Annotated in this window: 13 protein-coding genes; 8 read left to right on the forward strand and 5 right to left on the reverse strand. The window is 71.7% G+C overall.

Annotation, left to right across the window (positions count from 1 at the left end):
* The first annotated feature begins 161 nt into the window (after positions 1-161).
* Complete coding sequence (locus tag AB0447_RS18055) at positions 162-734, forward strand: GNAT family N-acetyltransferase (RefSeq protein WP_366477655.1); 573 nt, start codon at positions 162-164, stop codon at positions 732-734.
* Positions 735-799: 65 nt separating this feature from the next.
* Here the strand turns inward: AB0447_RS18055 and argG are convergent, their stop codons facing one another.
* Positions 800-2,245 carry an argininosuccinate synthase gene (argG, locus tag AB0447_RS18060; protein ID WP_366477656.1) on the reverse strand — a complete coding sequence of 482 codons (1,446 nt, stop codon included), beginning with the start codon at positions 2,243-2,245 and terminating at the stop codon, positions 800-802.
* Positions 2,246-2,504: 259 nt separating this feature from the next.
* On the opposite strand from argG, the gene AB0447_RS18065 reads away from it, so the two are divergent.
* Positions 2,505-2,708, forward strand: coding sequence for a cold-shock protein (locus AB0447_RS18065; protein WP_037751662.1), 204 nt, complete (start codon positions 2,505-2,507; stop codon positions 2,706-2,708).
* A gap of 116 nt (positions 2,709-2,824) precedes the next feature.
* On the opposite strand, the gene AB0447_RS18070 is transcribed toward AB0447_RS18065, so the two are convergent.
* Complete coding sequence (locus tag AB0447_RS18070; protein WP_366477657.1) at positions 2,825-3,856, reverse strand: saccharopine dehydrogenase NADP-binding domain-containing protein; 1,032 nt, start codon at positions 3,854-3,856, stop codon at positions 2,825-2,827.
* A 96-nt stretch (positions 3,857-3,952) separates the two neighbouring features.
* Between AB0447_RS18070 and AB0447_RS18075 the strand changes: the two genes are divergently transcribed.
* Together AB0447_RS18075 and AB0447_RS18080 are read left to right on the forward strand one after the other, a co-directional pair.
* A complete protein-coding gene (locus tag AB0447_RS18075; protein WP_366477658.1) occupies positions 3,953-4,900 on the forward strand; it encodes a helix-turn-helix domain-containing protein in 948 nt (315 codons plus the stop codon).
* Positions 4,901-5,021: 121 nt separating this feature from the next.
* On the forward strand, positions 5,022-6,008 hold the full coding sequence (locus tag AB0447_RS18080) for a glutaminyl-peptide cyclotransferase (RefSeq protein WP_366477659.1): 987 nt from the start codon (positions 5,022-5,024) through the stop codon (positions 6,006-6,008).
* Between the two features lie 28 nt (positions 6,009-6,036).
* On the opposite strand, the gene AB0447_RS18085 is transcribed toward AB0447_RS18080, so the two are convergent.
* Entirely contained in the window at positions 6,037-7,551 is a 1,515-nt protein-coding gene (locus tag AB0447_RS18085; RefSeq protein ID WP_366477660.1) for an MFS transporter, read from the reverse strand.
* 136 nt (positions 7,552-7,687) lie between these two features.
* Here AB0447_RS18085 and AB0447_RS18090 point away from each other — a divergent pair, with 136 nt between their 5' ends.
* The 4 genes from AB0447_RS18090 (at position 7,688) to helR (ending at position 11,195) form a co-directional block, all read left to right on the forward strand.
* Positions 7,688-8,128 carry a MarR family transcriptional regulator gene (locus AB0447_RS18090; RefSeq protein ID WP_366477661.1) on the forward strand — a complete coding sequence of 147 codons (441 nt, stop codon included), beginning with the start codon at positions 7,688-7,690 and terminating at the stop codon, positions 8,126-8,128.
* Between the two features lie 82 nt (positions 8,129-8,210).
* Positions 8,211-8,513 (forward strand): DUF6400 family protein, encoded by a 303-nt coding sequence (locus tag AB0447_RS18095; RefSeq protein WP_366477662.1) that lies wholly within the window; start codon positions 8,211-8,213, stop codon positions 8,511-8,513.
* On the forward strand, positions 8,500-8,763 hold the full coding sequence (locus AB0447_RS18100) for a hypothetical protein (protein WP_366477663.1): 264 nt from the start codon (positions 8,500-8,502) through the stop codon (positions 8,761-8,763). The genes AB0447_RS18095 and AB0447_RS18100 overlap by 14 nt, the downstream gene beginning before the upstream one ends.
* Before the next feature lie 284 nt (positions 8,764-9,047).
* Positions 9,048-11,195: an RNA polymerase recycling motor ATPase HelR gene (gene helR, locus AB0447_RS18105; protein WP_366477664.1), complete on the forward strand. Its 2,148-nt coding sequence runs from the start codon at positions 9,048-9,050 to the stop codon at positions 11,193-11,195.
* A gap of 92 nt (positions 11,196-11,287) precedes the next feature.
* Here the strand turns inward: helR and AB0447_RS18110 are convergent, their stop codons facing one another.
* Both AB0447_RS18110 and AB0447_RS18115 read right to left on the reverse strand, forming a co-directional pair.
* Positions 11,288-12,238, reverse strand: a complete 951-nt coding sequence (locus AB0447_RS18110; RefSeq protein ID WP_366477665.1) for an aldo/keto reductase — start codon at positions 12,236-12,238, stop codon at positions 11,288-11,290.
* Between the two features lie 9 nt (positions 12,239-12,247).
* Positions 12,248-13,933: a helix-turn-helix domain-containing protein gene (locus AB0447_RS18115; protein WP_366477666.1), complete on the reverse strand. Its 1,686-nt coding sequence runs from the start codon at positions 13,931-13,933 to the stop codon at positions 12,248-12,250.
* Positions 13,934-14,023 lie beyond the last annotated feature (90 nt).

The raw sequence follows: 14,023 nt of genomic DNA on the forward strand, positions 1-14,023 counted from the left end.
TCCACCTCGAAAACCGAGTACCCGTCACTGGTGGGGACACGCTACCCAGAACGGGACATCCTGATCGAAGACCGGCACGCCGCCTCCACAGGAACTCTGTTCGCACGGTCACCTGGGGAGCCCGGTCGCCGCCGCCCCCCACCGCGTGACAGTGTGGTGCCATGACCATCGAAGTTAGCCCGGCTTCGGTCTTCGAGGACGTCCGGACCCTGCTCGGCCCGAAGTCACCCGGCGCCAACGTCTGCTGGTGCCTGAGCTACCGGATCCCGTCCAAGCTCAACAACGAGCTCCGCGGGCCGGCCCGCGGGGAGTACGTCGCCGAACTGTGCCGTACGGGACCCCCTCCGGGGGTGATCGCCTACGACGGCGACGAGCCGGTCGGCTGGGCCGCCGTGGCACCGCGATCGGATACCTCCTTCGCGCGCAGCCGCAAGATTCCGCACGTGGACGACCTGCCGGTCTGGTCGCTCTGGTGCATCCGCGTACGCCCCGGCCATCGGAAGCAGGGCATCTCGCACGCCCTCATCACCGGCGCGGTCGAGTTCGCCCGCGCCCACGGGGCACCGGCGATCGAGGCGTACCCGCTCGACAACGGTGACGCCAAGGTCGACATGACCATGGCGTACGCCGGGCTCCGGAAGAACTTCGAACGCGCCGGGTTCACCCACGCCGCCGACACCACCTCGGTGCTGGCCGGCCACCCCCGGGTCCTGATGCGGCTCGACCTGCGCTGAACGGAAACGGGCCGGCCCGACGCCGTTGGCGCCGAGCCGGCCCGTCTCCCGGACAGCGGGACCGGTCAGTCCGTGCCGGACTCCATCGCGGCGCGGTCCAGCATCTCGTCGTCACCGGACACCTCGCCGCGGGAGGCGATGGCCTCGGCGCCGCCCTCCGGCATGGCGCCGATCAGCCCGGTCGCGGCCGCCTGGGCGGCACCGATGGCGGGATGCGCGGTGCCGATCAGGCCGAGCCCGGCGTACTGCTCCAGCTTGGCGCGCGAGTCGGCGATGTCGAGGTTGCGCATGGTGAGCTGGCCGATCCGGTCCACCGGGCCGAACGCCGAGTCCTCGGTGCGCTCCATGGACAGCTTGTCCGGGTGGTAGCTGAACGCCGGGCCGGAGGTGTCCATGATCGAGTAGTCCTCGCCGCGCCGCAGCCGCAGCGTGACCTCGCCGGTGACCGCCGTGCCCACCCAGCGTTGCAGCGACTCGCGGATCATCAGCGCCTGCGGGTCGAGCCAGCGGCCCTCGTACATCAGCCGGCCGAGGCGCCGGCCCTCGTTGTGGTACTGCGCGAGGGTGTCCTCGTTGTGGATCGCGTTGACCAGGCGCTCGTACGCGGCGTGCAGCAGGGCCATGCCGGGCGCCTCGTAGATGCCGCGGCTCTTGGCCTCGATGATCCGGTTCTCGATCTGGTCGGACATGCCCATGCCGTGGCGGCCGCCGATGGCGTTCGCCTCCATCACCAGGTCGACGGGGGAGGCGAACTCCTTGCCGTTGATCGTCACCGGGCGGCCCTGGTCGAAGCCGATCGTCACGTCCTCCGCGGCGATCTCGACCGAGGGGTCCCAGAACCGCACGCCCATGATCGGCTCGACGGTCTCGACGCCGGTGTCGAGGTGCTCCAGGGTCTTGGCCTCGTGGGTGGCGCCCCAGATGTTGGCGTCGGTGGAATAGGCCTTCTCGGTGCTGTCGCGGTAGGGGAGGCCGTGGGCGAGCAGCCACTCCGACATCTCCTTGCGGCCGCCGAGCTCGGAGACGAAGTCCGCGTCGAGCCACGGCTTGTAGATGCGCAGGTGCGGGTTGGCGAGCAGGCCGTACCGGTAGAACCGCTCGATGTCGTTGCCCTTGAAGGTCGAGCCGTCGCCCCAGATCTGTACGTCGTCCTCGAGCATCGCCCGGACCAGGAGGGTGCCCGTGACGGCGCGGCCGAGCGGCGTGGTGTTGAAGTAGGCACGCCCGCCCGAGCGGATGTGGAACGCCCCGCAGGTCAGCGCGGCCAGGCCCTCCTCGACCAGCGCCGCGCGGCAGTCGACCAGGCGCGCGATCTCGGCACCGTAGGTCTTCGCACGGCCGGGCACCGAGGCGATGTCGGGCTCGTCGTACTGACCGATGTCGGCGGTGTAGGTGCACGGGACGGCACCCTTGTCGCGCATCCACGCGACCGCGACGGAGGTGTCGAGGCCACCGGAGAAGGCGATGCCGACGCGCTCGCCGGCGGGGAGGGAGGTGAGGACCTTGGACATGGGAAGAGTATGCACGAGGATGCATGTTCATGCAACGCGCGTCGCTCCCGTCCGCTGCACCGCCTCTCCGGCCGCCCGAATCGGTGATCGTTGCTCTCTGGTGAGGATCGGTTCCGGCGTGTAGCGTCAGCTCCAGCTGTCGTGGTTCGCAGTACCTGCCCGCGCCTTGGCGCGGGCGCCTTGCTGTGCAGTGCGGGACCAGGGCGATCACCTCCGGGTCCGCGCGGTGCGGACCCGACATCGACTGAGAGGCACGAGCATGGCCAGCGGAACTGTGAAGTGGTTCAACGCCGAAAAGGGCTTCGGCTTCATCGCGCAGGACGGCGGAGGCCCCGACGTCTTCGCGCACTACTCCAACATCAACGCCTCCGGCTTCCGCGAGCTCCAGGAAGGCCAGGCCGTCACCTTCGACATCACCCAGGGCCAGAAGGGCCCGCAGGCGGAGAACATCACCCCTGCCTGACCCGCAACCGGCACACCGGGCTCCGGAGGCAGTACGCCCCCGGAGCCCGGTGTCCGGCCGGCCGGACAGTCCAGCCGGCCGGTCAGTGCGGTCGGCCAGTCAGTGCGGTCGGCCGGTCAGTGCGGAAGCTCCACCGACAGGTGCGGGCTCAGCGCCCGGAGGAAGTCCGCCGCGTCGAACATCGCGCCGGCCGAGGCCACGCCCGTCGTCCGAATGCGCCCGGCCAGGATCCGCTCGACGGCCTCCGCCGCCAGCGGGGCAGTGACCGCGTAGATGTCCTGTCCACGGGCCGTGGCGCGGCGCTCGACGTCACCCGCGCGGACCAGGACGTCGACGACGAACATCTGGTCCGACCGCCCCAGGGCATCGACCGGCTCCGGCTCCGGCGTGTCCTCCCCGGCCAAGTCCCTCGCGGCCTCGACGGCCATGTGGGTACGTACTTCCGGCACGGCCAGGTGGCTGGGCACGGTGACGACATCGGCCATGGAGAACTCCGCGATCACCGTTCGCCGCCCCAGCGGCTCCGGGAACGGCCACTCCTGCTCCGACGCCTTGTCCTCGTGGTATTGCAACGCGCCGTCCGCGAACCGCACCCGACGGCCCCCGCGACGCTCATGGGACACCGCACCCGCAGCCCGGGTGCCCGCCGTGGGATGCCAGCTGCTCAACCCGTACGCGACGTGCGCCTCGTCCGCAGCGGTCCATTCGCCCATCGCCGCGGTCACCAGCAGATCGCCCAGCCCACCGTAGAACGCCATCGCCGGCACCACGGGCACGTCCGCCTTTCCGGCTGCTTCCGCATGGTCGGCGAACATCGAAACGTTCGCTTCGATCTCCGCCGCGACGTCCACGTACGGGATCCCCGCGCGCAAGGCTGCCTCGACGACCGGGCCTCCCGTCACCGCGAACGGTCCCGCGCAGTTGATGACGGCCGCCGCACCGGCCAGCGCCCGGTCCAGTGAGCCCGCGTCGTCCACGGTGGCCGGCCGCACCACCACATCGCCCCACTCGGCCGCCAGCAGCTCCAACCGGGCTGCGTCCCGCCCGGAGATGACGGTGGCGATGCCGCGCCTCCGCAGTTCGGCGACGATGAAGCGACCGGTGTGCCCTGTCGCCCCGTAAACCACTACTGCAGCCGCTGTACTCATGGTTCCCCGATCTCGATGTGCCGATGAGTGAAGTCTCGCCGCCGGCGGAACGCGACCGTGATGGTCCGGAACGACATCACACGTACACTTTCGGACATGCCCACTGTCGCGCTGCCGGCCGCCGGTCACCTGCTGCACTTCGAACTGGCGGTGGCCTACGAGATCTTCGGCAACCCCCCGCGCGAAGCCACACAGGGCTGGTACGACGTACTGCTCTGCGGTCCCGGACCGGTGCGGGTCGGCCCGTTCATGGTCGAGCCCGACCACGGGCTCGAGCGGCTGGTCGGCGCCGACACGGTGATCGTGCCCGCCTGCGCCGACATCGACGATCCCCCGCCGGCGGAGCTGATCGAAGCCGTACGCGCGGCCCACGAGTCGGGCGCCCGGGTCGCCTCCCTGTGGACCGGAGCGTTCCTGCTCGGCGCCGCGGGCCTGCTGGACGGCCGGCGGGCCACCACCCACTGGGCTCACGCCGCGGAGTTGAGCGCACGCCACCCGCTGGCCGAGGTCGACCCGGACGTGCTGTACACGGACAACGGCAGCGTCCTCACGGCTGCGGGCAAGGCCGCCGCCGTGGACCTCTGCCTCCACCTGATCCACCTCGACCACGGCGCCACCATCGCCAACTCCGTCGCCCGCCGCCTCGTGATGGCGCCCCACCGGACCGGCGGCCAGGCCCAGTTCGTGACGACGCCGGTGCAGGTCACGGGCGACCACATGCTCACCCACCTGCTCGCCTGGGTCCGGCAGCGGCTGGACCAGCCGCTGACCGTGACGGACATGGCGCGGAGGGCGAACACCAGCCCGCGCCATCTCGGACGGCAGTTCCGGTCGGTGACCGGGCAGACGCCGCTCCAGTGGCTCCTGACCCAGCGCGTCCGCCGCGCCCAGGAACTGCTGGAGGCCACCGACGAGAGCATCGAGGCGATCGCCCGCGCCACCGGCATGGGTACCGCCACCACACTCCGCCGCCAGTTCAAACGAACGGTCGGCGTCCCCCCGGACACCTACCGCCGCTCGTTCCGCAGCACGAACCCCGCCTGACCGGTTCGGGCCCGTGCCCGAGGCGAAACTCGCCGATGCCGCGGTGCGGCGCGCAGCCGGGACGCCCGTGGTCCGGCACAATCTGATGGCCTTGTGCGAGGAACCAGGACGGGAAGACGCCGTGCGCCACAGCACAGAGATCAGCGAGCCGCGCGCCGCTCGCCGGAGGCGGAAGGGATCGGGCACCCACGCACGGACGGTGGTCGCGACGGTACTGGCCGCGGTGCTGCTCCCTGCCGCCGTCGGAGGGTGCGGTGGTCGGGGCCAGGGTGCCGAGGCGCAGCCGACGGCCGTACCGGCCGACCGCGACAGCGGTTCGGCCCACCGCCGGTCCACCGCGTTCGCACTCGACGATGTGACCCGGCCCGGACCGGCCCAACCCCTTCGACCCGGCACGCACGGGGTCCGGCTGCTGCGGGCCGACGTACGCGGCAGCCTTCCCCACGATCCCCGGGCCTTCACCCAGGGGCTGGAGTTCCACGGCGGCACCCTCTACGAGAGCACGGGGCTGTTCCGCCGGTCCTCGCTGCGCGCCGGACCGCCGGGCAAGCCGCCCACGGCGTACGCCGAGCTGCCGGCGACCCTGTTCGGCGAGGGCATCACGTTGTCCGGCGGCAGGCTCTGGCACATCACCTGGCGCAACGGCATCGCCATCGAGCGCGACCCCGTGACGCTCGCGGAACGCCGTCGGGTCACCTACGAGGGCGAGGGCTGGGGCCTGTGCCACCAACAGGTCGCCGGACGGGAGCGGCTGGTGATGAGCGACGGCACCGACCGACTCACCTTCCGTGACCCCGACACCTTCGAAGCAACCGGCGGCATCGACGTCCACCAGGACGGCCGGCCCGTGACACGGCTCAACGAACTGGAATGCACGCCGGACGGCTCGGTCTACGCCAATGCCTACCCGACGGACACGATCGTGCGCATCGACCCGCACACCGGCGCCGTCACCGCGCACATCGACGCCACCGGACTGCTGACACCGTCCGAACGGCGCGGAGCCCAGAGCCTCAACGGCATCGCAGCCGTACCCGGAACCGACCGGTTCCTGCTCACCGGCAAGCTGTGGCCCCGCATGTTCCTGGTCAGCTTCGTACCGAAGTGAGCCGCCCTGACGTGGCGGTCGCGGCGGGTCAGGCCGGTTCTGCCACCTTCGCCGGCGCGGCGCCGGGCGCGGTGTCGGAGGCGGCGGCCCCGGCGGTCATGGTGGTGCGGGGTCCGTGCCCGGCGCGCAGGCCGAGCCGGCCGATGACCGCGACGAGGGCGAAGGCCCCGGCCCCGATCCAGAAGGTGAGGGTGAACCCGGACTCGGCGGGCAGGACAGGGGCGCCGGCGGGCAGGTGCTCGATGGTCTTCGAGGCCAGGATCGTGGTGACGACGGCGCTGCCGATCGCGCTGCCGGTAGAGCGAGAGATGGAGTTGATGCCGTTGGCGATGCCGCTCTGGTGGTGCGGGACGCTCGCCATGATGACGGCGGGCATGGCCGCGTAACCGAAGCTGACGGCCGCACCGACGACCACGCCGGCGCCGATCACCGAGACGGTGTGGCCGTGGTCGAGGGCGAGCCAGCCGAAGGCCAGGGTGCCCAGCGCGGCGGACAGGACCAGCGCAGTGCGCGGACCGCGGTGGCGGACCAGTTGGCCGCCGATCGGCGAGGCGAGCAGCGAGACGATGGCGCCGGGCAGCAGGAACTGTACGGAGGCGCGCAGGATGGAGGCGTCGAAGCCGTAGCCGGTGAGGGCCTCGGGCATCTGGACGAGGTAGGAGACGCCCAGGAAGTTCGCGAACATGCCGAAGCCGACGAGGATGCCGGCCAGGTTCGCCATGAGCACCGGGCGGTGGACGAACATCCGCATGTCGACGAGGGGCTCGCGGACCTTGAGCTCGGTGAGGACCCAGACGGCGGTCATGACGGCGGCGCCGGCGAAGCTGCCGAGCGTGCGGGCGGAGTCCCAGCCCCACTCGTGGCCCTGCGAGATGGGCAGCAGGAGCAGCAGCAGGGTGATGCCCAGGGTGAGTGCGCCGAGGAAGTCGGTGCGGCCGCCCGTCTTGTGGCGGGTCGCGGGGACCAGGGCGGCCACGGCGACCAGCGCGATGACGGCGAAGCCGGTCGCCATCCAGAAGGCGTTGCGGTAGTCGGCGTCGGAGCCGGAGGTGAGCAGGCCGGTGGCGACGAGCGCGAGGCCGCTGCCGAACGCGAGGGTGCCGCTCACGAGCGCCATGGCGCCGGGCAGCTTCTGCGGGCGGACCTCCTCGCGCAGGACGGACAGGGCGAGCGGGAAGATCGCGGTGGCGGCGCCCTGGAGTACGCGGCCCAGGATCAGCAGCGGGAGCGAGCTCGCCACGGCGGCGATGACGGAACCCACGACCATCACGCCCAGGACGGCCACCAGCGTGGGCTTCTTGCCGTGCTGGTCACCGAAGCGGCCCAGCAGGGGCGTGAACACGGCGGCCGAGAGCAGCGTGGCGGTGGTCACCCAGCTCACGCCGGCGGTCGAGGTACCGAGGTCGGCACGGATGAGGCCGAGGATCGGGACCGGCAGGGTCTGCATCATCGACACGACCATGGCGGCCAGGCTCAGCGCGAAGACGACGACCGTCTCGCGCCGGGGGTCGGCTGCGGGGGACGGCGGGGCGGCGGGACTCATGTCTGGGAGGACCCTCTCACTGCTTCAGATCGCAGATATTTGAAGTCATCAAGTATTTCCTCGACGGTAGACCTCGATAGTTAAGGTGGTCAAGTAAACAATTGATAATGTCAATGATTCTGAGTACGCTCGAGCCATGAGCGCCACGCCCCTCCAGACCCCCACCAAGCTCCAGCTCCTGGAGCTCCTCGCCGCCATCGGTGCGGCCCAGTGGCGCGACTTCGCCGCCGCGGCGGCCCACCACGGCCTGACCTCCACCCAGGCCCGCGTGCTCGCACAGCTCAACGGCCCTCTGCCGATGCGCGGCCTCGCCACCCTCCTGGTGTGCGACGCATCGAACGTCACCGGGATCGTGGACCGCCTGGAGGCTCGCGAACTGGTGCGCCGCGAGCCCGACCCGGCGGACCGCCGCGTCAAGAACGTCGTGGCGACGGACGCGGGCCGCGAGATCATCCGTCGCGTCCGCGAGGAGATGCAGGCCACCCACGGAGCGCTCGACACCCTCGGGCCGGAGGAGAGCACGACCCTCTACGCCCTGCTGGAACGCCTGCGCCCGGGCATGGAGAAGAACGCCTAGCGGGGCATGGCCGCTCGGCCGGGCCTGTGACTCCGCCCACCCTCCCTTGACCCGGAAGGAAGGGCTACCTAAGTTCGACGGCATGGCCCCCCATGACCCCGCATCCGACCCCGGCGACCCCGGCGACGCCGACGCGCTCGACGCGCCCGGCGCGTCCGCGCTGGTCGAGTTCGCGGTCGACCTCACCTCGCAGGAGGTGCTCCGGCGCGCCCAGGTGATGGCGGCCCTCGGCCCGGACTGGGACCCGGTCGAGGTGCTCCTCGGCGAGGAGGCCGCGTACGACCTGCTGTACTCCGGACTCGACGCACGGCAGCAGCGCCTCTACGAGGACCTGGTCGCGGCCGGTGTGCTGCCCGCGCGAGGAGACGGCAGTGCTGCCGCTTGACCCGCAGGCCGACCCCGGGCGCCGCGCCTGGGTGGCCTGCCCGAAGTGCGAGGACGCGCGCGGCTGCGAGCCCTGCGAGCAGCGGCGGACCTGCTCCGCCCACTGGCGCTACCTGCTGACCAACACGGGCAGCCTGCTCCACCTCCAGTGCCCCGCGTGCACCCACGTCTGGGTCCACGAGAGCGGCTTCGGCGCCACCCGCACCCGGTCCCTGTGGGGCCGCGTCGTCGGCAACCTGCCCGGCTTCTGACGCGACGAGTCGGCTGCGCTTGGGCCGAAGTAGCCGCCGTACGCGGCGTGTTGCCGCTTCGCGGAGAGTGTCCCCGTCCGCAGCGGCGATGAAGGCGAAGAGGAGTACTCACTCCTCGCCACTCTCAACTTATAGCGCACCGGGGGGCTTGCGGCAAGATCCCGTTCGTGGGGCAGAATCGCGGTTCCAGACCAGGACCTGCGGAAAACGGGGATTCAAGAAGTGTGTGTTTTGTTGCCAGTTGACGGGTCGTGCGGTGACGTCGAAGGCCGGGAGTTGATGGCATGAACTCCCTGACCACCAGCGCGTTCGACCTTCCCGACCACCTCGCCCCCAAGGCCGACCCGGCGCTGATCGACGCCGATGAGCAGCACTTCGCGACCATCGCGGCGAGCCTCGAGCAAGCGATCGCCGAACAGTCCGACCGCCTCGAGGCCGAGCGCAGGGCTCCCGGCGGCGTCGGCCGGGAGGCGATGGACCGGGACGCGGAGATCCACCGGCTGACCGGGCGCCTGCGCGCCTTGCGTCGCTTCGGTCTGGACCTGTGCCTGGGGCACATCGTCGGTACGGACGATCCCGAGCCCGTGTACATCGGCCGCCTCGGCCTCACCGACAGCACCGGGCGCCGGCTGCTGCTCGACTGGCGGTCCCCCGCGGCCGAGCCGTTCTTCGCGGCGACCCACGCCAACCCGATGGGTCTGGCGAGCCGCCGCAGGTATCGCTGGACCCGCGGCCGGATCAGCGACTACTGGGACGAGGTGTTCACCGCCGACGGGCTCGAAGGGCATGCCGCGCTCGACGACCAGTCCGCGTTCATCGCCAGCCTGGGCAGCAACCGGTCGGACCGGATGCGCGACGTGCTCGCCACCATCCAGGCCGACCAGGACGCCGTCATCCGGGCGGGATCCCGCGGCGCTCTGGTCGTCGACGGCGGTCCGGGCACGGGCAAGACCGTCGTCGCCCTGCACCGGGCCGCCCACCTCCTCTACTCCGACCCCCGCCTCGGTCACCGTCGGGGCGGCGTGCTGTTCGTCGGTCCGCACCAGCCCTACCTGGCCTACGTCGCCGATGTCCTGCCCAGCCTGGGAGAGGAGGGCGTGCAGACCTGCACCGTGCGGGACCTCGTCGCCGAGGGAGCCGGGGCAGCGATCGAGACCGACCCGAGGGCGGCCCTTCTGAAGTCGTCCGCGGACCTGGTGAAGGCGATCGAGCCGGCCGTCGCCCTCTACGAGGAGCCGCCCACCAAGGGGATGACGGTCTCGAGCCACTGGTCCGACATCTGGCTGAGCGCCGACGACTGGGCGGCGGCGTTCGAAGCAGTGGAACCGGGTACTCCGCACAACGAGGCGCGTGACCAGATCCGGGAGGAGCTGGTCACGATCCTGATGGACAAGGACGACAGCGACGTCCCGCCCCACCTGCTCCGGCGGTCGCTGCTCGAGGACAGGGAGCTCATCGGGACCCTCAACCGGGCGTGGCCGATGCTCGAGGCGACCGACATCGTCGGAGACCTGTGGTCGGTGCCCGCCTACCTGCGCAAATGCGCTCCCTGGCTCGGCCCTGACGACGTCCGCGCGCTGCAGCGCGCGGATGCCCAGGCGTGGACGGTGTCCGACCTGCCGCTCCTGGACGCGGCACGGCAGCGGCTGGGCGACGCGGAGGCGTCCGTACGCAAGCGCCGGCACGACGCCTCCGTCGCCGCCGAACGCGCGCGCAGGGCCGACGTCATCGACGGTCTGCTGCAGGCCGATGACGACGGTGAGGGTGCGGTGACGATGCTGCGCGGACAGGACCTGCAGGACACCCTGATCGACGAGAGCGCACTGCCCGGCGTCGAACCGGACCTGCTCGCCGGCCCGTTCGCGCACGTCATCGTGGACGAGGCCCAGGAACTGACCGACGCGGAGTGGCAGATGCTGCTGCTCCGCTGCCCGTCGCGGAGCTTCACCATCGTCGGGGACCGGGCCCAGGCCAGGCACGGGTTCACGGAGTCGTGGCAGGAACGGCTCGAGCGGGTCGGCCTCGACCGGATCAACGTGGCCTCCCTGAGCATCAACTACCGCACGCCGGAGGAGGTCATGGCCGAAGCCGAGCTGGTCATCCGGGCCGAGCTCCCGGACGCCAATGTGCCGACCTCCATCCGCAGCAGCGGCATCCCCGTCGTGCACGGATCCGTTTCGGATCGGGACGCGATCCTCGACACCTGGCTGGCGACGCATGCCGACGGGATCGCCTGCGTCATCGGCGATCCGACGTTCCGGTCGACGTCCCGCGTCCGGTCGCTGACCCCGGAGCTCTCGAAGGGACTCGAGTTCGACCTGGTCGTCCTCGTCGATCCGGAAGAGTTCGGCAAGGGGGTCGAAGGAGCGGTCGACCGCTACGTGGCGATGACCCGGGCGACCCGGCAACTCGTCATCCTGACGAGCTCCTGACGAGCTCCTGACGAGCTCCTGACGAGCTCCTGACGAGCTCCTGACGAGCTCCTGACGAGCTCCTGACGTCGGCCGACCTCGGCCGACACCGCCTAGGGCAGCGGCTCGCCGCGGGCGGCGAGCCAGAGGGCGTACCACTCCTCGTGGTCCAGCTCCGGCGGCCCGCCGACCGCCTGCCTGCAGGCCCGGATCCGGCCCGGATCGGAAGTGCCGATCACCGGCGCGATCCGGGCCGGGTGCCGCTGGAGCCACCACAGCAGCACCGTCTCCGGGGTCACCTGCTTGCGTTCGGCCAGCGCCGCGAGCAGCTCGGCGGCCGCCTGCTCGTGCGGGGTCTCCTGTCGTCCGGTGAACCGTCCCTGTGCCAGCGCGCCCCAGGCCTGTACCTGGATGCCGTGGTCGCGGCAGTGCTCCAGCGTTCCGAAGGGGAAGCCGTTGGCCGCCGCCGCGGGGGTGTTCAGCAGGATCCCGGCCTCGACCCAGTCGCGCTTGTGCAGGCTCATCTCGAGTTGGTTGGCGACGAGCGGCAGCCCCAACCGGGCCTGGAGCGCCGCGATCTGCGCCGCTCCCATGTTGGAGACACCGAACCGGCGCACCAGGCCCTGGGCGTGCAGGGAGGTCAGGGCCTCGGCTATGTCGTCGGGGTCCGCGAGCGGGTCCGGCCGGTGCAGCAGCAGGACGTCGATCACATCGGTGCGCAGCCGGGTCAGGCTCTCCTCGACCCGGCGCAGCACGGTCTTGCCGCGCAGGTCGTAGATGCCGGGACGCTCGCCGTCCGGCAGGCGGATCCCGCACTTCGTCTGGAGCGTGATCCGCCCGCGCAGTCCGGGGTCGCGGGCCAGGAGTTCACCGAAGACCGCCTCGGACTTTCCGTGGCGGTAGATGTCGGCGTGGTCGAAGGTGGTGATCCCGATCTCCAGGGCGGCGGTGACCGCCGCCTCCGCGGCCCCGATCTCCGCGGCCCCGTAGGGCTCGGGTCCCCAGGTGCCGCCCAGGCCCATGCACCCGTACAGCGGCCGGCTCGTACTCGCGTTCGTCGTCACACGCAGACCTTACGGGCTCACCGCATCCGGGCCGAGCGGACGACCGTGCCGAGCGGGAACGGCGGGCGACTCCGCCGCTCGCCTGAGCGCCAACCAGGCGGCCAGGCGGATGTCGGCATCGCCGAGGTCGAGGCGGAACAGCTCGCGGACGCGCTTCAGCCGGTGCCGGAGCGTGTTCGGGTGGACCTGAAGCCTGCCGGCGGCAGCGGCGACATCGCCCAGCTCGTCCAGCCAGGCGGTGACCGTCGCCGCGTATCCGGTGCCGTGAGCGGCGTCGTGCGCGAGCAGCGCATCGACCTCGGTCGGGCGCAGCCAGGGATCCCGGTCCAGTTCGTCGCCCAACCGGTCCAGCAGGATCCGGTGCCGTACGTCCGACGCGGCCGCAGCCGGCGCTCCCACCGGGGCGCCGGCCGTCGCGCGCAGCACCGCTTCGGCTTCCCGGCGCAGGGCGGCCGGGAGCCCGAGGTCGCTGTGGGAACGGGTGATGGCCGCGCGGACCGCGGGTGCGACCGCCCGGCGCACCGCGCCGAGCGCCATGTCGGCGAACCGGCGGGCGGCAGCGGTCGAAGCCTGGGGGAGCAGGACGAACACCGCACCTCCCGTGGCGGTCACCGTGGCGTCCGGGCGGTGGGCGGCGCAATGCCGGACCAGTTCGGACTCGATGTGCTCCAGGAGCGTCGCCGCTGCGGTGGCGGACGCGGCGGCCCCGTCCCGGCTGCCCGCCGCAGTCGGCGGCCCGAAGGCCACCAGGCAGAGCTCCGCGCCCGCGCGCAGCCCGAGGAGGGCCGCCGCCTCCTCCGCCGAAGGCCCGGAGTTGGTGAGTACGGCGCGCAGGGTCTCGCGGCGCATGCGGCGCTCGGCTTCCGGCAGGTTGAGCAGCCTCAGCAGGTGGGGTGCGGCGAGCCGGGCCGTTTCGGCGAGGGCGGAGAGCCCTTCCGCGGAGATTCCCGCTTCGGGCTCGATGGCCCACAGGGTGCCGAGCGGCAGTGTGCCGGCGCGGATCGCCACTGCGGCCCGCGGCAGCTCCTCGCCGATCACGGGGAAGCGGACGACGCCCTGCGCGACCAGCACCTGCCGATATTGGCGGCGCTGTTCGGGCAGGTCGGGCGCCCTTCGCTGGAGAATGCCGCGCTCGCGCGGCACATCGATGCGTACGCCGGGCACACCGGAATAGGCGATCACGTTCTGTGCCAGGTCTTCGATGGCCACCGCTCCACCGACGGCCGCGGCCAGGTGATCGGCGAGTACGAAGAGCTCTCCGCCGCTCGCGGAGCCGACGCCGAGCGGTGTGCCGGTGCCCGGGCCGGCGAGGGAGCAGCTCAGTACGGCGTCGATGTTCCGCCACGGCAGGTCGTCGGCCGCGGCCAGCACGGCGACGTCGTGGGCGCAGGCCTCCAGGAGGAAGCGCTGGACGTCCCGGCCCCGGCGTTTGACGACGACGGCGGTGAAACCGCATGCGGCGGCCTCGCGCAGTACACCGGACTGGCGCGGGTCGGCCGGGTCGGTGCCGACGAGCAGCAGCACCCCGCCGGGGGACTCCGCCAGCCGGTCGCCCGCGTCGTGGATCACGGTGCTGCGGACGGGAACACCGAGTCCGCCGGGTGCGGCGAGCACCCGGAGCGCCAGCGCGCCGGCGCCGGTCAGGAGGCCGTCCAGGGTGGCCGGCCCCTCCGCGTCCGGAAAGTCCGCGGCCATTGTGTCATCGGACAATGCAGGCCTCGTTTCGTGGGGCGATCGGCTGCGGCGGCGGCGCGAACAGGTTGCCAGGATAGCGATCCCGGCATT

Origin of the sequence: Streptomyces sp. NPDC051211 (genome assembly GCF_040689505.1) — a bacterium.
Lineage (GTDB): Bacteria > Actinomycetota > Actinomycetes > Streptomycetales > Streptomycetaceae > Streptomyces.